General features: G+C 64.0%; 13 protein-coding genes. 6 read left to right on the forward strand and 7 right to left on the reverse strand.

The window, feature by feature from the left end; translation table 11 throughout:
• Positions 1-9 precede the first annotated feature (9 nt).
• A complete protein-coding gene (locus tag RRX38_RS19600; protein WP_295476511.1) occupies positions 10-663 on the forward strand; it encodes an ABC transporter permease in 654 nt (217 codons plus the stop codon).
• Complete coding sequence (locus RRX38_RS19605) at positions 660-1,817, forward strand: ABC transporter ATP-binding protein (protein WP_315960341.1); 1,158 nt, start codon at positions 660-662, stop codon at positions 1,815-1,817. Before RRX38_RS19600 ends, RRX38_RS19605 begins: the two co-directional genes overlap by 4 nt.
• Before the next feature lie 36 nt (positions 1,818-1,853).
• Here RRX38_RS19605 and RRX38_RS19610 read toward each other — a convergent pair whose 3' ends face one another.
• A complete protein-coding gene (locus tag RRX38_RS19610) occupies positions 1,854-2,531 on the reverse strand; it encodes a hypothetical protein (RefSeq protein WP_315960342.1) in 678 nt (225 codons plus the stop codon).
• A gap of 423 nt (positions 2,532-2,954) precedes the next feature.
• On the opposite strand from RRX38_RS19610, the gene RRX38_RS19615 reads away from it, so the two are divergent.
• The 4 genes from RRX38_RS19615 (at position 2,955) to RRX38_RS19630 (ending at position 9,583) form a co-directional block, all read left to right on the forward strand.
• Positions 2,955-4,118 carry a type III PLP-dependent enzyme gene (locus RRX38_RS19615; RefSeq protein WP_295476508.1) on the forward strand — a complete coding sequence of 388 codons (1,164 nt, stop codon included), beginning with the start codon at positions 2,955-2,957 and terminating at the stop codon, positions 4,116-4,118.
• Positions 4,119-4,395: 277 nt separating this feature from the next.
• Positions 4,396-5,595 (forward strand): alpha-xenorhabdolysin family binary toxin subunit A, encoded by a 1,200-nt coding sequence (locus RRX38_RS19620; protein WP_315960343.1) that lies wholly within the window; start codon positions 4,396-4,398, stop codon positions 5,593-5,595.
• 32 nt (positions 5,596-5,627) lie between these two features.
• Positions 5,628-6,641, forward strand: coding sequence for an alpha-xenorhabdolysin family binary toxin subunit B (locus RRX38_RS19625; RefSeq protein WP_315960344.1), 1,014 nt, complete (start codon positions 5,628-5,630; stop codon positions 6,639-6,641).
• 401 nt (positions 6,642-7,042) lie between these two features.
• A complete protein-coding gene (locus RRX38_RS19630) occupies positions 7,043-9,583 on the forward strand; it encodes a sulfite reductase flavoprotein subunit alpha (protein ID WP_315960345.1) in 2,541 nt (846 codons plus the stop codon).
• Between the two features lie 177 nt (positions 9,584-9,760).
• Here the strand turns inward: RRX38_RS19630 and RRX38_RS19635 are convergent, their stop codons facing one another.
• The 6 genes from RRX38_RS19635 to RRX38_RS19660 all read right to left on the reverse strand — a co-directional run bounded on the left by RRX38_RS19635 (position 9,761) and on the right by RRX38_RS19660 (position 19,147).
• A complete protein-coding gene (locus tag RRX38_RS19635; RefSeq protein WP_315960346.1) occupies positions 9,761-11,881 on the reverse strand; it encodes a TonB-dependent receptor in 2,121 nt (706 codons plus the stop codon).
• Between the two features lie 170 nt (positions 11,882-12,051).
• Entirely contained in the window at positions 12,052-14,469 is a 2,418-nt protein-coding gene (locus tag RRX38_RS19640; RefSeq protein WP_315960347.1) for a glucose/quinate/shikimate family membrane-bound PQQ-dependent dehydrogenase, read from the reverse strand.
• A gap of 344 nt (positions 14,470-14,813) precedes the next feature.
• Complete coding sequence (locus tag RRX38_RS19645) at positions 14,814-16,055, reverse strand: TIGR03862 family flavoprotein (RefSeq protein ID WP_315960348.1); 1,242 nt, start codon at positions 16,053-16,055, stop codon at positions 14,814-14,816.
• An 83-nt stretch (positions 16,056-16,138) separates the two neighbouring features.
• Positions 16,139-16,780: an NAD(P)H-binding protein gene (locus tag RRX38_RS19650; RefSeq protein ID WP_315960349.1), complete on the reverse strand. Its 642-nt coding sequence runs from the start codon at positions 16,778-16,780 to the stop codon at positions 16,139-16,141.
• 58 nt (positions 16,781-16,838) lie between these two features.
• Positions 16,839-18,563, reverse strand: a complete 1,725-nt coding sequence (locus RRX38_RS19655; protein ID WP_315960350.1) for a C13 family peptidase — start codon at positions 18,561-18,563, stop codon at positions 16,839-16,841.
• A 128-nt stretch (positions 18,564-18,691) separates the two neighbouring features.
• Positions 18,692-19,147 carry a MaoC family dehydratase gene (locus RRX38_RS19660; RefSeq protein ID WP_295476499.1) on the reverse strand — a complete coding sequence of 152 codons (456 nt, stop codon included), beginning with the start codon at positions 19,145-19,147 and terminating at the stop codon, positions 18,692-18,694.
• Between the last annotated feature and the right edge of the window lie 133 nt (positions 19,148-19,280).

Consider the following 19,280-nt stretch of genomic DNA (forward strand, 5'->3'; position numbering starts at 1 on the left):
GGAGACGATATGAGTTTCTTTGACGCCTTCTCCCACCTGGACTGGGCTCAGGTCATGCAACTGACCTGGCAGCACGTCATGCTGGTCGGCACTGCCGTGACTCTGGCGATTATCGTCGGTGTGCCCCTGGGCATTCTGATGACCCGCTTCCCGGTGGTCGCCGGGCCACTGCAGGCCAGTGCCACGGTGCTGCTGACCGTGCCGTCCATCGCGCTGTTCGGCCTGCTGCTGCCGTTCTACTCGAAGTTCGGCCAGGGCCTGGGCCCATTGCCGGCGATTACCGCCGTGTTTCTGTATTCGCTGTTGCCGATCATGCGCAACACCTACCTGGCGCTGACCGGCGTCGAGCCTGGCATCCGTGAGGCGGCCAAGGGTATTGGCATGACCTTCGGCCAGCGCCTGCGCATGGTCGAACTGCCGATCGCCGTGCCGGTGATTCTTGCCGGTGTGCGCACCGCCGTGGTGATGAACATCGGTGTGATGACCATCGCCGCCACCATCGGCGCCGGTGGCCTCGGCGTCCTCATCCTGGCCTCCATCAGCCGCAGCGACATGTCGATGCTGATCGTCGGCGCGGTCCTGGTCAGCATCCTGGCCATCATCGCCGACCTGCTTCTGCAGTGGCTGCAACGTTCGCTGACTCCCAAAGGACTCCTGAAATGATCGAACTCCAGAACCTCACCAAGACATTCCAGAGCAACGGTAAAGAAGTGAAGGCGGTCGATTCGGTCAGCCTCACGGTCAACGAAGGCGAAATCTGCGTGTTCCTCGGCCCTTCGGGCTGTGGCAAGAGCACCACGTTGAAGATGATCAACCGCCTGATCGAACCGACCTCCGGCAAGGTGCTGATCAACGGCGAAGACACCACTGCGCTGGACGAAGTGACCCTGCGCCGCAACATCGGCTACGTGATCCAGCAGATCGGCCTGTTTCCCAACATGACCATCGAAGAAAACATCATGGTGGTGCCGCAGTTGCTGGGTTGGGACAAACAGAAGTGCCGCGAGCGGGCTCGCGAGCTGATGAACATGATCAAGCTCGAACCCAAGCAATACCTGCATCGCTACCCACGCGAGCTGTCCGGTGGCCAGCAACAGCGTATCGGGGTGATCCGCGCCCTGGCCGCCGAGGCGCCGCTGCTGCTGATGGACGAGCCGTTCGGTGCGGTCGACCCGATCAACCGCGAGATGATCCAGAACGAGTTCTTCGAGATGCAGAGGGCGCTGAACAAGACTGTGATCATGGTCAGCCACGACATCGACGAAGCCCTCAAGCTGGGCGACAAGATCGCCATTTTCCGTGCTGGCAAGCTGATCCAGATCGACCACCCGGACACCCTGCTGGCCCACCCGGCCGACGAGTTCGTGTCCAACTTCGTCGGCCAGGACAGCACCCTCAAGCGCCTGCTGCTGGTCAAGGCCGAAGACGCCGCCGACAACGCGCCGTCGGTCAGCCCGGACACGCCGGTGGCCGACGCCCTGGAGGTGATGGACGACAACGACCGCCGCTACGTGGTGGTCACCGATGCCGAGAACAAGGCCATGGGCTATGTGCGCCGCCGTGACCTGCACCGCCAGACCGGCACCTGCGCGCAGTACCTGCGCGAGTTCAACGCCACGGCGGTGCATGACGAAAACCTGCGTATCCTGCTGTCGCGCATGTACGAGTTCAACCGCGCCTGGCTGCCGGTGCTGGACGCCGAGCGGGTGTTCCTCGGCGAGGTGACCCAGGAGTCCATCGCCGCCTACCTCAGCTCCGGTCGTTCGCGCGGCGCCAAGACCAGCATCGTCTCGCCCGCGGAGCTGGCGGCGTCCTGAGCCTGGCCGCTTGCCTGCTGCACCCTTGCGGTGTTCTCAGGCAAGCGGGTCGTCCATGGCGCTGGCCTGGATATCCAGGGCCAGGGTGATGGGCACGGTGTTGTAGGCCAGGTTCGGCTCACCTGGCCTGGCGCAGGAAATCCAGGCCCACCAGTCCGTGCCCTGGCGCTGGCGGTTATAGATACCCAGCGCGTTGCCATTCGGCGCGATGATCTTCACACCCTCCACTCGAGTGCCCGTCACCAGGGCTTGAGGGCCTATGGGCTTGTCGTTGTGCAGCACCTGCCACCCGCCGTTGCTGGCCAGTGACTGGTCGGGGCGAATGTACAACGGGATATCGATGAAGCTGCTGGGCGGCAGGCTCACGCGCTGGTTGGTAATCTTCAGATTCCCCAGCCAATGCCGCTTGGCGTTGTCCAAGAACATCGGGTGGCGGGCCTTTAGCTCATAGCTCTCCTTTCCGTCGTCCCAGCGTCGCAACAGAAACCAGAAACGCATGACACTTTCGTTCTCTACGCCCATGCGCGGGCGGGTGGTGGCAGTGAGATAGTCGTACTCCTCGGTGCCCTCGCTCGTACGGGTCTCCGGACCGCCCGTCGGCGCCTTGACGACGATTGAATCCTGAGTGAGTTTCGAAAGATCAAGCTGCGCGTCGTTCGGCGCCATCGAGCGCAGCGAGGCGACGAATGAGCGGTCCTTCATATAGGTGGGCATGACGATTCTCCTCAGTAAGGGGAATTGATCATGCGGGGCTGGGAGCATGGCTGTTACTGGCACAACCTGTAGGTGAGGCGGTGGTGGCCAGCGCATTTGCCCGGCGAGGGGAACATCTGCCTGTCATGTGGGTCGGTTACACAGGTGGGTGTGATGAACCGTCTGGAAATCTCGTGCGAAAACGCGACATTTTTAGTTGATCTAAAGCCCTTCAGGTCCTAAAGTTCGCGCCGAACGTCCATGCTGGAAACGATCCATCCGGCTCAAGTACTGACGACGAGACAGCAAGGCCAAGGGGAGCTGCCCCATGGCCTTTTTGCTTTCGGCGACATGCCTTGGGAAGTAGGCGAACCAAAGTGGGGATACGGAGGGCGTTCATATTCACCCATTTATTCACTTGTTTGCCCCCAGGAGTCCCTGAGCATGTCGATCAAGGTCGAAGACTATTTCGCACCCGAAACCTTCAAGAAGATGAAGTCCTTCGCTGACAAGCAGGAAACCCCCTTCGTGGTCATCGATACCCAGATGATCAGCCAGGCCTACGACGACCTGCGCGCCGGTTTCGAATTCGCCAAGGTCTACTACGCGGTCAAGGCCAACCCTGCGGTGGAAATCATCGAACTGCTGCGTGACAAGGGTTCGAGCTTCGACATCGCCTCCATCTACGAGCTGGACAAAGTGATGGGCACCGGCGTAGGCCCGGAGCGCATCAGCTACGGCAACACCATCAAGAAATCCCGCGACATCCGTTACTTCTACGACAAAGGCGTACGCATGTTCGCCACCGACTCCGAGGCCGACCTGCGCAACATCGCCAAGGCCGCCCCAGGCTCGAAGGTTTACGTGCGCATCCTCACCGAAGGCTCGACCTCGGCAGACTGGCCGCTGTCGCGCAAGTTCGGCTGCAACCCGGACATGGCCCTGGACCTGCTGATCCTGGCCAAGCAACTGGGCCTGGTGCCGTACGGCGTGTCGTTCCACGTGGGCAGCCAGCAGCGCGATATCGACGTCTGGGACGCCGCCATCGCCAAGGTCAAGGTGATCTTCGAGCGCCTCAAGGAAGAAGACGGCATCACCCTGCAGATGATCAACATGGGTGGCGGCTTCCCGGCCAACTACATCACCCGTACCAACAGCCTGGAAACCTACGCAGAAGAGATCATCCGCTTCCTCAAGGAAGACTTCGGTGACGAGCTGCCGGAAATCATTCTGGAGCCTGGCCGTTCGCTGATTGCCAACGCCGGCATCCTGGTCAGTGAAGTGGTGCTGGTGGCGCGCAAGTCGCGTACCGCCGTCGAGCGCTGGATCTACACCGACGTGGGCAAGTTCTCCGGCCTGATCGAAACCATGGACGAAGCCATCAAGTTCCCGATCTGGACCGAGAAGAAGGGTGAGATGGAAGAGGTGGTCATCGCCGGCCCGACCTGCGACAGCGCCGACATCATGTACGAACACTACAAGTACGGCCTGCCACTGAACCTGGCCATCGGTGACCGTCTGTACTGGTTGTCGACCGGTGCCTACACCACCAGCTACAGCGCGGTGGAATTCAACGGCTTCCCGCCGCTGAAGGCGTTCTACCTGTAAAGATTCCAAGCGTTAAAAAGAACCCATGAGCGATCATGGGTTTTTTTATGCGCGTCGATTAAGGGCGGATCCAATAAGGGGGAGGAGCAACTTTTGGGATCCGTTAGTTATAGATTTCATGAGGCTAGTTATTGTTGCACGCTTGCTGTGGCTTATTCCTACAGCGTCGGTCTGTTTCCTTTTCTGTTTATCGGTTTGTTCGTTTGTTAGTTTTTAATGGCCTTGCAAGGAAATGCGTCGGTCTAGATGACCACTTCAATAATAAGGACGTTTAACCATGACAAACGAAGCTTTGGAACAAACCCCCGATACGTCTGGGCACCACCTGGATGATTTGAGTCAGGTCGGCAAGGCATTCATCGATGCGGCCGCCGGGAGGGGCGAAGGTGCTGCCCGTGAGCCGGGCTTGCTGGTGACCAACGAAGATGTCCGGAAGATTCGTCGTTACGTGAACACCGGCCTGGCACTGCCCACCGACCTGGAGCAGATCCGTCAGTTGCTCGGTAATTACGATAGCGGCGTGGCCGGACTCAAGCCTGAAGACATCCAGCATTTGTACATGGATATCCGTGACCACGCCGCCAGCTGGAACGGCCTGGAAAACGACATGCGTGCCGTGGGCAGCGACTTGCATGTTTTTGCCGGCAACCTGATCAGTACCACCGAAAGCACCATCGACTTCATCCAGAGCCTGGACTCCTGGCGGACTTTGGGGCTTGACGACCTGACACCTGAGCAGATCGAGCAAATGCCACCCACCGAACTGGTCGAGGGTGACCGCAAGAAGCTGCCTGGGCTGCTGGCCCTGGTCGGCGAGATGAGGCAATACATCCAGGTGCACAGCGTCAGTACCGTGCGGGTGCGGGATAACGCATCGCAGTTCAAGGGCCGTCTCAGGGAAGAGATCGCCCCCGGTGTGGCCTTGAAGATCCAGCTCGCCAACTCGATGGAGGCCGGCAACGAAGTCGTGGAACTTAGGGAAGACCTGCGACGCCTCAACGAGCGTATCGAACAGAAGGTCAAGGAATACGAGGAGTATGCGAAGTATCGTTGGGTCGGTTTCTGGTGGGGACCTATCGGTGGCGCGATTTCCTTGTCGATCTACGGCCCCAAGGCGGCGGCGGTCCTCAAGGAGAAAGAACAGCTGGTCAAGGAAAGGAACAGCCTGGAAACCAAACTTCGGCGGCTCGACAAATTTCTCGCCGACCTTCATGAGTTCGAGACCCATCTGCAAGACCTGAAGATTCGTATCGACGGCGCCATCAGTGGTGCGGGGAACATCGAAAGTCTCTGGGTATTATTGAAAGACCTGGTGGATTCGTCGTATCGGCAACTTGAAAGTATTAATGACGTCAAGTTGCTGGTGATCTTCGTGTCCCGTTTCAAAATCATGATGACCAACTGGCGTGAAATTAAGGACCAGGCGCTCGATCTGTTGACCGCCTTCAATAAGGCCGTTGAAGACAGTCGACGCTGATGAAACATAATAATCAGAAGGAAGATAAAGCAATGACCGTACATGTTCTGGAAACACGCTTTCAGTTGCCGGAAATTGACCTGAGTGCCGTGAATACTCATCGCGCCCAGCTCCGCCACACGGCCGAGTCGCTCGCCGACATTTACCTGCCCGTCAAACGCGAGATCCTGTTGAGCCTGCTACAGGAGCTGGGTGGTGCGGATCAGGCGGCACTGGACGTGCTCACCGCGCTGCCGGGCACCCTGGATGGCGAAGGGCTCGAGGATCTGTTGACGGCCATCAAGCGGCTCAAAGGTGATCCGCCGGACGCGCCCACCCTGGAAACCATCAGCGCGATCGCGGCCGAGATCCAGACGCAAGTGCAACGGCAATTGGGCAACATCCGAGACAAGGCCGTATCGCTGGATGATGCGCTGGTCAACCTGGCCCATGTCAGCGTCGGTGAGGTCGATCACCTGATGACGGCGGTCGAGGCCGACATCGTCCATATCGATGAGCGGCTGGCGGCCGAGTCGGGGCCGCAGGCCAAGCTGTTGGAGCAAGAGGCTGCCGTCAACAAGCTGATTGCCGAGATCGAGGCCATCAGCTTGTGGGACAAACTCAAGCCGCTGGTCGAGTCGCTGACGGTACTGACCGACATCGACCCCAAGAACCCGTTGATCGGCTCGATCAAGGCCGGCATCGAGGGGCTTTCCAATATTCTCAACCTGGCCAGCAGCCAGCTGAGGTATGAGCACCTGGTCCGCCACCGTGATCGCCTGCAGGCGCAACTGGACGAACTCACCGGCAATGTCCGCGAGTTGCGTCAGCAGCGCCAGGCCGAGAGCCGCAAGCTGGAGCAACTCAAGCAGCTCAAGCTCATCGAGGCTCCGAAACAGGCCTACGGTGAAGAGCTGGGCAAGCTGTTGGATGCCCTGAAGCGCTTTCTCGGTCTTCATCCTGCGCTCCCTGACGACGACATCGAAGCGACTGCTTCGGCCTTCCTGGCTCATGGTCGGCTGTTCAGTGACTACTTGAACGACCTGCGCCGTGCCTGGCGTAACTGAGCCCGACTTGGCCGAAGCCGACATGGGCGTCACTCGCCCCGCGACGGCGCGCCGGTCCGGGGTGTGAGCTTCGGCAGCGCTGGCAAGGCGCAAGCCAGGACTTTTATCGGTTTTCCAGGAGGCCGCCCGTTTGGGCGGCTTTCCTGCTTCTTGCAGACTGTGCTCTTCACACAGGCGGAACATGGAGAAGTGAAAAAAACTTGCAAACGGCAATTCATCTCAATTGCTTGTGGCGCGCGTTTGCAATATGTTTCGCGACCGGCCTGACATGCCTCTGCATGAGGGATTTCGGGTCAGTACCTGCCACCCCAGCGGGCAGGCCGAGGCCCAAGGGGCGGAGGTAAACAGAACCAGTCGCGCAAGGTACCGGGTGCGCGCCATGACGCAAGTGAGGTGTGGTGGTGTTCAAGAAGGTCCTTTTCCAGCTGCACTGGTTCCTGGGTATCAGCGCTGGCCTGGTGCTGGCGGTGATGGGCGTGACCGGTGCGCTGTACGCCTTCGAGGACGAAATTCTCGACGCCCTCAACCCGGACGTGCTGCGGGTGGACAAGCGCGGCGAGACGCTGCCGCCGGCCGAGCTGGCGCGTCGGCTGGAAGCCGCCCAGGGCATGACCGTTGCCATATTGCGCGTAGAGTTGGACAGCGGTCGGGTGGCGACGGCCTATTTCCAGCCCAGGCCGGGTGAGCGACGCGGGCCGCGCGTGAATTTCGACCCGTACACCGCTGAGGTACGACCCGAAGGCGTGGGCGAGGATTTTTTCGGCGTGGTACTGGACCTGCACCGCTTCCTGGCCATCGGCCCCTTCGGCCGGCAAATCACCGGCGCCTGCACCTTGATCCTGATCTTCTTCTGTCTGTCGGGCCTGTACCTGCGCTGGCCACGCAAGGTACTGGACTGGCGGGCCTGGCTGACCCTGGACTGGGCCAGAAAGGGCCGCAGCTTCAACTGGGACCTGCATTCGGTGTTCGGCACCTGGTGCCTGCTGGCTTACCTGTTGTTCGCCTTCACCGGCCTGATGTGGTCCTACTCGTGGTGGAACCAGGGCATGACACGCCTGCTCAGCGATACCCCGCCGACCGGCGAGCCGCGTCGTGGGGGCGCGATGAACGGCAAAGGCGCGCCCCCTGCCGGCCCGTTGGTGGTGGACTACGACGCGGTCTGGCAGAGCATCCGCGAATCCGCCGGCCCGGGGTTGGCCAGCTACAACCTGCGCCTGCCCAACGGCGCCGGCCTGCCGGCCACGGTGTTCTACCTGCTCAAGGATTCGCCGCACCCGCGCGCCTTCAACACCCTCAACCTGGACCCGGCCAGTGGGCGTATCCATGCGCTGGACCGTTATGCCGACAAGTCCCTGGGCGACCAGCTGCTGACCAGCAACTACGCCCTGCACGTGGGCAGCTACTTCGGCTTGCCAGGGCGGATCATCCTGGCCGTGGCCTCGCTGCTGATGCCGCTGTTCTTCATTACCGGCTGGCTGTTGTACCTCGACCGGCGGCGCAAGAAACGCCAGGTTCTGCAGGCGCGCAGCGGGCTGCAGGACACCGGTGCGGACCACGCTTCGGCCTGGCTGGTGGGCTTCGCCAGCCAGAGCGGCTTCGCCGAGCAACTGGCCTGGCAGAGCGCCGGGCAGCTGCAGGCCGCCGGCCTGCCGGTGCGCGTGGAGCGCCTGGCCGACCTGACCGGCGAAGACCTGCAACGCAGCCACAATGCCCTGTTCGTGGTCAGCACCTTCGGCGACGGCGAGGCGCCGGACAGCGCCCGCGCCTTCGAGCGCCAGTGGCTTGGCCAGCCGTTGGCCCTGGAGCACCTCAACTATGCGGTGCTGGCCCTGGGCGACCGGCAGTACACGCAGTTCTGCGGTTTCGCCCGGCGCCTGCATGGTTGGCTGCTGGAGCGAGGCGGGCGCTCGTTGTTCGCGCCGGTGGAGGTGGACAACGCCGATCCGCAGGCCCTGCAGAGCTGGCAGCAGCAGCTGGGCCAGGCCACCGGCAGTCAGCCACTGGCGGCCTGGCAGGCGCCGGCATTCGAAAGCTGGACCCTGAGCCGCCGTGAGTGGCTCAACCCCGGCAGCCAGGGCGCCAAAGTGTTCCTGCTGAGCCTGGCCCCGCCCGAGTCCGTACGCTGGGCGGCCGGTGATCTGGTCGAAGTGCTGCCGCGCCATGGCGAAGCCGTGCTGCGGCGCCTGCTCGATGGCCTGGGCCTGACGGGGGACGAGCCGGTAAGCGTCGACGGCCTGCAGGAGACGCTGTTGCAGGCGCTGGGCAGTCGTCAGCTGCCGCAACACCGTGCGCACTTGGTCGGGCTGCATGCCCAGGCGCTGGTGGATACCCTGGTACCACTGGCAGCGCGGGAATACTCCATCGCCTCGATCCCTGAAGACGGCAGCCTGCAACTGATCGTGCGCCAGGAAATCCACAGCGATGGGGACTTTGGCGTGGGGTCTGGCTGGCTGACCGAGTACCTGCCGGTGGGCGCGCAGGTCAGCCTGCGCCTGCGTCGCAACAGCGGCTTCCACCTGCCCGAAGCGGGCGTGCCGATGATTCTGGTCGGCAATGGTACCGGGCTGGCCGGGCTGCGCAGCCTGCTCAAGGCGCGTATCCAGCAGGGCCAGACAGGTAACTGGCTGCTGTTCGGCGAGCGCAACCGTGCTCATGACTGCCTCTGTGGCGAAGAACTGCAGGGCTGGCTGGACAACGGCCAGTTGCAGCGTCTCGACCTGGTCTTCTCCCGCGATCAGGCGCACAAGGTCTACGTGCAGGACAGGCTGCGCGAAGCTGGCGACGAAGTGCGCGCCTGGCTGGCCGAAGGTGCCGCCATCTACCTCTGTGGCAGCCTGCAGGGCATGGCCAGCGGCGTGGACCAGGTGCTTCACGAGCTGCTGGGCGAACTGGCAGTGGCCGAGCTGATCGAAACCGGGCGTTACCGGCGCGACGTCTACTGACTCGGATTTGCTGGGACAAGCGGCTTTAGCCGCACTGCTGTTCGGTTAGGTGTCATGGGGCCCTGTAGGAGCGGCTTTAGCCGCGAAAGCGCCGGGAAATTCACTGCATCTGCTGTGAACATGCGACCGCTTCGCGGCTGAAGCCGCTACTACCCGGTCTAACTGGCCATGATGCCTTCAGAACTGGTACTCGACCCCCGCCCCGGCATACCACGAGCGGCCGGGAGCGGCTTCGTAGTAGCGGCCGTTGCCGTCGCCGACGATCACCGAACCGACGTACTGGCGGTCCAGCAGGTTGTCCAGGCGTACCAGTTGGTGGAAGGTCCAGGGGCCGGAGTGCTGCTCGAAGCGGGTCCGCCAGTTGAACACCGCGTAGCTCGGCGCGGCCTTGTCCTGATTGCTGTCCTCGACGTACACCTTGCTGCGGTACTGCCCCTCGACACCCATGCTGATGCCTTGTACCGGCCGCCATACCAGTTCGCCGAACAGGCTGCTGCCCGGCACGCCTGGCAGGTGGTTGCCCTTCTCGATGGTCTGCCCGCTGGCCACGAAGTCCTGAGCGTAGGTGGCTTGCAGGCGGGTGTAGGCCAGCGTCGCCTCCCACTGTTCGCTCAACTGGCTCTGCACGCCCAGCTCGAAACCGCGACGCAGGGTCTTGCCGGCATTCTGGTAGCTGGTGCGGCCATCGGTGGAACTGGCGACGACGATCTCGTCGTCGGTGCGGATTTCGAAGATCGCTGCGTTGATGCGGGTATTGCCGGCCACCTTGGCCTTCAGGCCGATTTCATACTGGGTGCTGGTGGCCGGAGACAAACCGAAGTTGAAGCTTTCCGCCAGGCCCGGCGCATAGGCCATTTCCGCCTGGGTGGGGGTCTCGAAGCCTTTGCCGGCGCTGATGTAGGCGTGCAGGTCGGGGGTGAAGGCGTACATCACCGACAGCGACGGGGTGTTGCGCTGGTAGGTCTTGGAACCGCTGGAGTCGCCATTGGCCAGGTAGTGGTCGTCGACTTCCATTTTCATGCTGCTGTGCCGCAGGCCGGCCTCGAAGGTCCAGTTGTCCAGCAGCCAGCGCGCCTGAATATAGGGGTCGAGGCTGGTGGCGGTGTCGATCTCGTCGCGGCGCAGTTCGCCTTTGACACCCAGTTGGTCGCCGCTGAAGTTCTGGAAGCCGCGGCGGTCGTCGCGGCTGCGGTCGTAGTCCACCCCGGTGGTAACGGTCAGCTCGCCGGGCACGCCCTGGATCGGCTGGATCCAGCGCAGGGTGCCGCCGTGGAACTCGCGGTCGAAGTCCACCACGCCACCGCCGCGCTGGCTGTTGGAGGCCACTGTGCGCGGAATCGACAGGTATTGCACCACGCTGCGCTGGCCGGCATAGAGGTTGAATTGCAGGGTCGCGTCGCCGAAGTGGCGCTCGTAGTTCATGCCCACCTGCTGGTGGTCGATGCTCTTGCGTGTGTCGTAGGTCAGCGCGGGCGCCGCTACCGAGCGAGGGTCGGCGCGGTAGCCGGCCCAGGTCTGGCCCAGCGGGTCCTGGGTGCCGTTCTGCTCCAGACTGCTCCAGGTCAGTGCCAGGCGGCTGTCTTCATCGGGCTTCACATGCACCTTGGCGAAGGTCTGGTCGCGGCGCGCGGCGCTGTGGTCGCGGTAGCCGTCGGTGTCCATGCGCGAGCCATCGACCAGAAAGCCAGCCTTGTCGTTGCCGCCTTCGGCATACAGGTGGTTCTTGTTATAGCCGTCGCTGCCGAAGGTGGTCTCGGCGCCGACCCTCGGGCTGCCCTGGCCATCGCGGGTGAACATCTGGATGACCCCGCCGGCGTTGCTGCCGTAGAGGGTCGAAGTCGGGCCACGCAGCACTTCGATACGGTCGGCGACATCCAGGTTGAGGGTCGCGGCCTGGCCCTGGCCGTCTGGGGTACTGGCCGGAATGCCGTCCATCAGCAACTTCAGCCCGCGAATGCCGAACGCCGAGCGGGCGCCGTAGCCGCGCGAGGAAATCTGCAGGTCCTGGGCGTAGTTCTGGCGGTTCTGGACCACCAGGCCCGGCACGCGCGGCAGCACCTCGGAGAGGTTGACGCCCAGTTGGCCGTCGCTGATCTGCTGCAGTTGTACGGTGTCGACGGAGAACGGCAGGTCGTAGCCTGACATCGGGGCGTAGCTGCCGGTGACTACTATGGGGGTGAGGATCTCGTAGCTCGCCGCCGGGCTGTCGTCGGCCAGGCTCAGCGCGCTGGCGCCCAGCCCGCAGGCGAGGGCGTGGATCTGCAGGGCCAGGCGGCCGGGGTGGAGTCGAACGGGCATGCGAACCTCTCGGTTGAACGGGACGGAAAAGCCCCGGCCAGCCGGACGTCGCGTGACGGATGTGCGAGGACGCTAGAGCAGACCGCGCCAGAGGCGGAACGTGCACATCCGCTGTGCGAAAGGGCCGGAGGCCCGGAGCGGCCCGCCCCGGAGGGCGGGCAAGAAGGGGATTATGGCAGGGCGTAGGCGATCACGTAGTCGCCACGCTGAGTGGCTTGGCGGGCGCCGCCAGCGGTGATGACCACGTACTGCTTGCCGGTCTTGGGCGACACGTAGGTCATCGGCCCGCCCTGGCTGCCGACCGGCAGGCGGGTTTTCCAGACTTCCTCGCCGTTGGCGCTGTTGAAGGCGCGCAGGTAGAAGTCCTGGGTGCCGGCGATGAACACCAGGCCGCCCTGGGTGGACAGGGTGCCGCCGAGGGTCGGCAGGCCGATCTTGATCGGCAGGCCCATGGCGATGCCCAGCGGGCCGGTGTCTTCGACGGTGCCGACCGGCACTTGCCAGGCGATCTGCTGGGTCTTCATGTCGATGGCGGTCAGGGTGCCGAACGGCGGCGCCTGGCACGGAATACCCGCCACCGAGAGGAAGCGGTTCTTGTTCACCGCGTACGGCGTGCCCTTGAGCGGTACCGCGCCCATGCCGGTGTTGATCGCTTCACCACCGCCCGCGGCCTGGCCCTTGTTCTGCGACGGGATCATTTCGACCCACAGGCCCAGGCGCATGTCGTTGACGAAGATGAAACCATGCACCGGGTCGGTCGACAGACCACCCCAGTTCATGCCGCCCAGCGAGCCAGGGAAGCTCAGCGAGCGGTCGGTGCCCGGTGCGGTGTACAGGCCGTCGTAGCGCATCTTCTTGAAGTCGATGCGGCACAGCAGTTGGTCATACGGGGTGGCGCCCCACATGTCCGACTCGGTCAGGGTCTGTGCGCCGATCTGCGGCATGCCCAGCGACTTGGGTTGGGTCGGCGCGTACGGTTCGTTGGGGATGTTGCCGGCCTTGACCGGAACTTCCTCGACCTGGGTCAGCGGCTGGCCGGTGGCGCGGTCGAGCACGTAGATCTGCCCGGCCTTGGTGCCGATCACCAGGGCAGGCACGGACTGGCCGTCCTTCCTGGTGAAATCGATCAGGCTCGGCTGCATCGGCAGGTCGAAGTCCCACAGGTCATTATGTACCGTCTGGTACACCCACTTTTCGTTGCCGGTGGTGGCATCCAGCGCCAGGATCGAGGCGCCGTAGGTATGGTCCAGGCGGCTGCGCTCCACACCGTAGAGGTCGGTGGACGAGCTGCCCATCGGCAGGAAGACCGTGTTCATCGCCGGGTCATAGGACATCGGCGCCCAGCTGTTGGGGGTGCTGCGTACGTAGGTCTGGCCGTCGGCCGGGGCCTGGCGGTCTTGCGGATTGCCCGGGTCGAAGGCCCAGCGCATCTGCCCGGTGATGACGTCGAAGCCGCGGATCACCCCGCCTGGCATGTCGGTCTGCACGTTGTCGGCGACGCGGCCGCCGACCACGACCGTGGTGCCGGCCATCAGCGGCGCAGAGGACAGCTGGTAATGCGAGTCCGGCACGTTGCCCAGGCCGGCCTTGAGGTCGACCTGGCCGTTGTTGCCAAAGCCCTGGCAGAACTCACCGGTGTCGGCGTCCACGGCGATCAGCCGGGCGTCGATGGTGTTGGTCAGCAGGCGGCGCTGGCAGTTGGCGCCGGGCGCCACAGTGGCGGCGATGATCGGCGAGTTGCCGGGCTGGCTGGGCTGTGCCAGGGGCGCCGTGGCGTCGAAATAGGCCAGGCCGCGGCAGCGCTGCCACACGGCGGACTTGGCGTTGATCGCGTTTTTCCACAGTTCCTTGCCGGTGTCGGCGTCCAGCGCGATGAGGTTGTTGTGTGGGGTGCAGATGAACACCTTGTTGCCGATCTGCAGCGGGGTGAGCTGGTCTTCGGCACCATTGCCGTTGCTCTCGGCGATGTCACCGGTGTGGTAGGTCCAGGCCACCTTCAGTTTGTCGACGTTGCCGCGGTTGATCTGGTCCAGCGCGGCGAAGCGGCTGCCGCCTTCGGTATTGCCGTAGTGCGCCCAGTCTTTCTGCGCCTTGGCCGGATCCACCGGGGTCAGGCCAGGGCCACTGCCGGTGGGCGCGACGCTGGGGTGGGCGACGAACATGTTGCCCACGGCGATGGCCAGGACGATCGCCAGTACACCGGCGATGCCGTAGGGCGCCTTGCCGGGTTGTGCACCGCTGGCGCGGACCAGTTGCGGATAGACCAGTGCGACCACCAAGCCCATGGCGCCGAACATGAACAGGCGCGAGAACAGCGGCCAGAACTGCAGGCCGACATCGGCCAGTGCCCAGACCGCCGTGCCGAGCAGAAACGCCGCGAACAGCCAGGCGCCGGCGCGCTTGCGTGCGGTGATGAGCAGGCCGGAAACGGCCATGGCCAGGCCGCCGAGCAGGAAGTACCAGCTGCCGCCCAGGCGTACCAGGGAGAAGCCGCCCGCTGCCAGGGCCAGGCCGAGCAGCGCGATGACGATACCCAGCCCGAGCAGGATGAACCTGGCCAGGCCGGAAAGAGGTTGTGGCTGTGTCATTTTGAAGCACCCATGTGTGAATGGGCGCGATTATAGAGCGCAAAATTAACTGGATGGTTAATTGTGCGAATATCGCCCGGTTTTTTTGGCCGAAATGCCCTGTCCGCATTTTTTGTTGCAGCGGTGGTGCTGTTGATCTTTTGAACGGCCAGTTAGACCGGGTAGGAGCGGCTTCAGCCGCGAAGCGACAGTATGTTCACAGCAGATGCACTGAATTTCCTGGCGCTTTCGCGGCTAAAGCTGCTCCCACCAAGCCTGTATTGCCCGTAAGGCCGACACCTTTGCTGCGCCCGTGCCGCCGCCTTCGCAGCTGGAATCGCCCTGGCAAGCGTCAGCCGAAGTCGTCAGTGGGCTTGCTGCAGCCAGTCGAGAATGCCCTGCGCGGCGGTGCGACCGCTGGCGAAGCAGGCGGTGAGCAGGTAGCCGCCGGTGGGGGCTTCCCAGTCGAGCATTTCGCCGGCGCAGAACACGCCGGGCAGGGCGTTGAGCATCAGATGCTCGTTCATGGCCTCGAAGCGCACGCCACCGGCGGTGCTGATTGCCTCGTCCAGCGGCCGTGTGCGCAGCAACTGCAAGGGCAGCGCCTTGATCGAAGCGGCCAGCCGCTGTGGATCATCGAACTGGCCGGCGGGCGCCAGTTCGCGCAGCAGGGCAGCCTTCACACCGTCGAGGCCGAGCTGGCCGCTCAGGTGACGAGCCATGGAACGCGAGCCCCTGGGCTTGGCCAGGGCCTTCTCGACCTGGGCCACAGACTTGCCCGGCAACAGATCGATCAGCAGCGTCGCGTGGCCGTCGCGCGCGATGCGTTCACGGATCGGCGCCGACAGCGCATACACCAGGCTGCCTTCCACGCCGGTCTCGGTGACCACGCATTCACCGGGCCGCATCTGTTCACGATGCAGGCCCATGGCGATGTTCTTCAGCGGTGCGCCGGCGAAGCGGCTGCGCAGCAGCTCGCTCCACGCCGTCACTTCGAAGCCGCAGTTGCTCGGCCTTAGCGTTGCTACCTCGACGCCTTTGGCTTGCAGCCACGGCAGCCAGGCGCCGTCGGAACCCAGGCGCGCCCAGCTGGCACCGCCCAGGGCCAGCAGCAGTGCGTCTGTACTGACTGCGCGCTCACCGTCGGGGCCGGCGATGCGCAGGCTGCCGTCGCTGTTCCAGCCCAGCCAGCGATGCCGGGTGTGCAGGTTCACCCCGCTTTCGCGCAGGCGCTTGAGCCAGGCGCGTAGCAGCGGGGCCGCCTTCATGTCGGTGGGGAAGACCCGGCCGGAGCTGCCGACGAAGGTCTCGATGCCCAGCCCGTGGATCCACTGGCGCAGGCTGTCGGCATCGAAGTCACGCAGCAGCGGCTCGACCTGCGCCGTGCGTTCGGCATAGCGCGAGATAAAGGCTGGCCAGGGTTCGGAATGGGTGATGTTCATGCCGCCGACGCCCGCCAGCAGGAATTTGCGGCCCACCGAAGGCATGGCGTCGTAGAGATCGACCTGCATGCCCGCCTGGCTCAGCACCTCGGCCGCCATCAGGCCGGCGGGGCCGCCACCGATGATCGCGATGGAGGAGGGCGTAGTGAGGTTCGAAGCGGTCATGGGCGAGCGTGCTGCGTGGTGGTCTGGGCCGGGCATTCTACCTGAGATTCAGGGTCAGGCCCGGCCCCTGTACCGGGTCGCGATCATTTGCCCAGCTTGCGCAGTTCATCCGACTCCACGATGCGCACGCCATCCTGCTCCTCCAGCGCCAGACGCCAGAGTGCGCGGGCTAGGCTGCACACTTCGATGGCGCCGTACTTGCCAGGCAGCAGCTTGGCGAAGGGCGCGGCGATCTGCTCGGCCCAGCGCGTTTCCGGGCGGCTGCCGACCAGCAGGGAGGGGCGGGCGATGGTCAGTTGTGGCCAGTCCTGATCCTTCAGGGCTTGTTCCATCTCGCCTTTGATGCGGTTGTAGAACACGCTGGACTTGGGGTCGGCGCCGATGGCGCTGATCACCAGCAGATGGCGGGCGCCCAGGGCGCGGGCGCGGGCGGCGAAGGCCACCACCAGGTCGAAGTCGACGGCGCGGAAGGCTTCCTGAGACCCGGCCTGCTTGATGGTGGTGCCCAGGCAGCAGAAGGCGATGTCGACCCGGCCACTGAGGTTCGGCAGCAGGCTGGCGAGTTCGCCGACCGGGTTTTCCAGGTGCGGGTGGCTGGCCAGTGGCCGCCGGGTGGGGGCCAGCAGCCGGCTTACGGTGGGTTCACTGAGCAGGCGATCAAGCAGGTGTTCGCCGGTCAGGCCTGTGGCGCCTGCGAGCAGGATGTGTTGCGGCGTCAAGTACATGATGTTTCTCCCTTGATACTGAAAGCCTAGGCCATGCGCAGCGACATGGGGTCTGGGCCTAGCGACTGCCGGAGGTTTTCGCGTCCTTGCGCGTCAACGTAGTATTAAGCGCACGTTCTGCCTGGTTCTTGCGCAGTTGCTGCCAGCGGGCGAGCACTGCCTTGGGGGCCCATATCTGGGGTTCGGATGCTTCGTAGTTGTCTTCTATCTCACGTTGCGCCACATAGGCGCTGGCTTGCTTGAAGGCTTGTTGCAGGTCATCGGTTTCGACCAGTGCCCGGGCGAATAGTGCGTCGCCGAAGTAGGTGAAGTCGGCTTCTTCCGAACAGCCGAAGGACACCCGGTCGGCCCGCGAGGCGGTCATGACCAGGGTGTGCTCGTCTTTCAGGGCCGGAATGAAACCGCCGGAATAGCAGGCCGAGATGACGATGATCTTGTCGCGGTTCTTCAGCGGCGCGAGTACCGACGCCAGCTCGTCGGCGGGCAGGTCCGACAGCGACAGGCGCGGTTGGTCCAGAACCAGTTCGTGGTCGTGGGTGCCATGGCTGGTCAGGTAGATGAACACCAGGTCTTCCGGGCCGCTGCGTTGCGCCAGTGCCTGGATGGCGCGGCTGATGCTTTCACGGGTGGCCAGGGGGCGGTCCTGCATGTGGTCGCGGTGGTTGACCAGACTGACCTGGCCGTAGGCGCCGAAACGGGTCTTGAGCAGGTTGCCGACGTAATCGGCCTCGCGCATGAATACGCTCTGCTTGCCGTCGCCGCCGACCACCAGGCTGTACAGCTCCACCGCCGGGGTCGAGGCGGGCAGGGCGGCCAGGGCGTTGTCGAGCAGCTTGCCCTGAGCCAGCAGGCCGGTTTCCAGGCTGTCGGGCAGCAGGTTGCCCTGGGCGTCGCGCACGCGCTGGCCGTTGGCCCAGACACCGCGCTGCACACTGCCGTCGGGCAGGGTCAGGGTGCCGTTGCCCTGGTAGGTGTCGTTGGCGAAACCGCCCACGTAGCTGCTGCCGTCGGCCAGTTGCAGGCGGCCTTCGCCGTTGAAGCGCCAGTTGTTGAAGTGACCCTGGTAGCGGCTGCCGTCGGCGCCGACCAGTTCACCCTTGCCGGTGAGCGCGCCCTGGCTGAACTGGCCGGTCCATACGTCACCTTCGCTGTTCTCGTAGCGGCCGCGGCCGCCCAGCTGGCTGTCGTGGAAGCCGCCGACGTACTGGTCGCCCTCGGCGCTGTTGAAGGTCCCGTTGCCCTGCAACTGACCGTGCACGAAGCGTCCGCTGTACTGGTTGCCGTTGGCGTCGCTGCGCACCCCTTCGCCATGCGGCTTGCCCTGGCTGAACTGGCCCTGGTACTGGGTGCCGTCGTCCAGCTCCAGGCGGCCGGCACCGTCGTACAGGTCGGCCTTGAACTCGCCGCGATACAGCAGGCCCTTTTCCTTGTAGGTGCCTTCGCCGTCGCGGCGGCCCTGCCTGAAGCCGCCGACGTAGCTGCTGGTGCGGGTGGTCAGCATGCCCTGGCCGTCGTACAGCCCCTGCTTGAAACCGCCCTTGTAGACGTCACCGTTGCTGGCGTGCCATTCGCCCTGGCCCTGCCACAGCCCGGCTTCGAACTGGCCCTGGTACCAGCTGCCGTTGGGGTAGTCGACACGCCCCTGGCCTTGCATCAGGCCGTTGACCAGGTCGCCCCGGTAGCGACCGCCATCCGGTAGGCGGCCATCGGGCGGCAGCAGCGACTCGCCGTCTCCGCAGCCAGCGATCAGTAAGGTCAGTGCCAGTGGAGCGAGCGCACGCATGTCCAGGTCTCGAGGAGGAGTGAATCCGGAGGGAACGGATACGGAGCCGTATCACGCTTGAGAAGAGTATGCCGCAGGCTGTCAGGTGGACGAAACAGTCTGTTACGACTGTTTCGTGTCAATCGCGGTCAGGTAAAACAGAGTGTGAGCGGCTCGGCAATATAGGCCGGCTTTTCCTGGCCCTCGATTTCCAGCGTGGCGGTACCCTTGAGCAGCCACTGGCCGGGTTTCTTCTCGGTGACCTCGGCGAGCTGCAGCTTCAGGCGCACCCGCGAGCCCACCGCCACTGGCTGGATGAAGCGCACGCTGTCCAGGCCATAGTTGACCACCATCTTCAGGCCTTCGGGCAGCACCAGCAGCTCGCCCATCAGCTTGGGAATCAACGACAGCGAAAGGAAACCGTGGGCGATGGTGCCGCCGAAGGGCGTCTTGGCGGCTTTTTCGGGGTCGACGTGGATGAACTGGAAGTCTTCGGTGGCCTCGGCGAACAGGTTGATGCGTTCCTGGTCGATGGTCAGCCAGTCGGAGTGGCCAAGGTCCTTGCCGATATAGCTTGCGAGCTGGTCTGCCGGTACATAGGGCATGTATCTCTCCTTGATAGGGACAACCTACTGCTGGCGCAGTGGACCGCAGAAGATCAGCAGACTCGGGCGGCCTGGTCAAGTCGTGCCAGGGGGCTTGGCTGGCAAACGGCCTGGCATGCTTATAATGGCCGCC

Source organism: Pseudomonas sp. DTU_2021_1001937_2_SI_NGA_ILE_001 (genome assembly GCF_032463525.1).
Lineage (GTDB): Bacteria > Pseudomonadota > Gammaproteobacteria > Pseudomonadales > Pseudomonadaceae > Aquipseudomonas.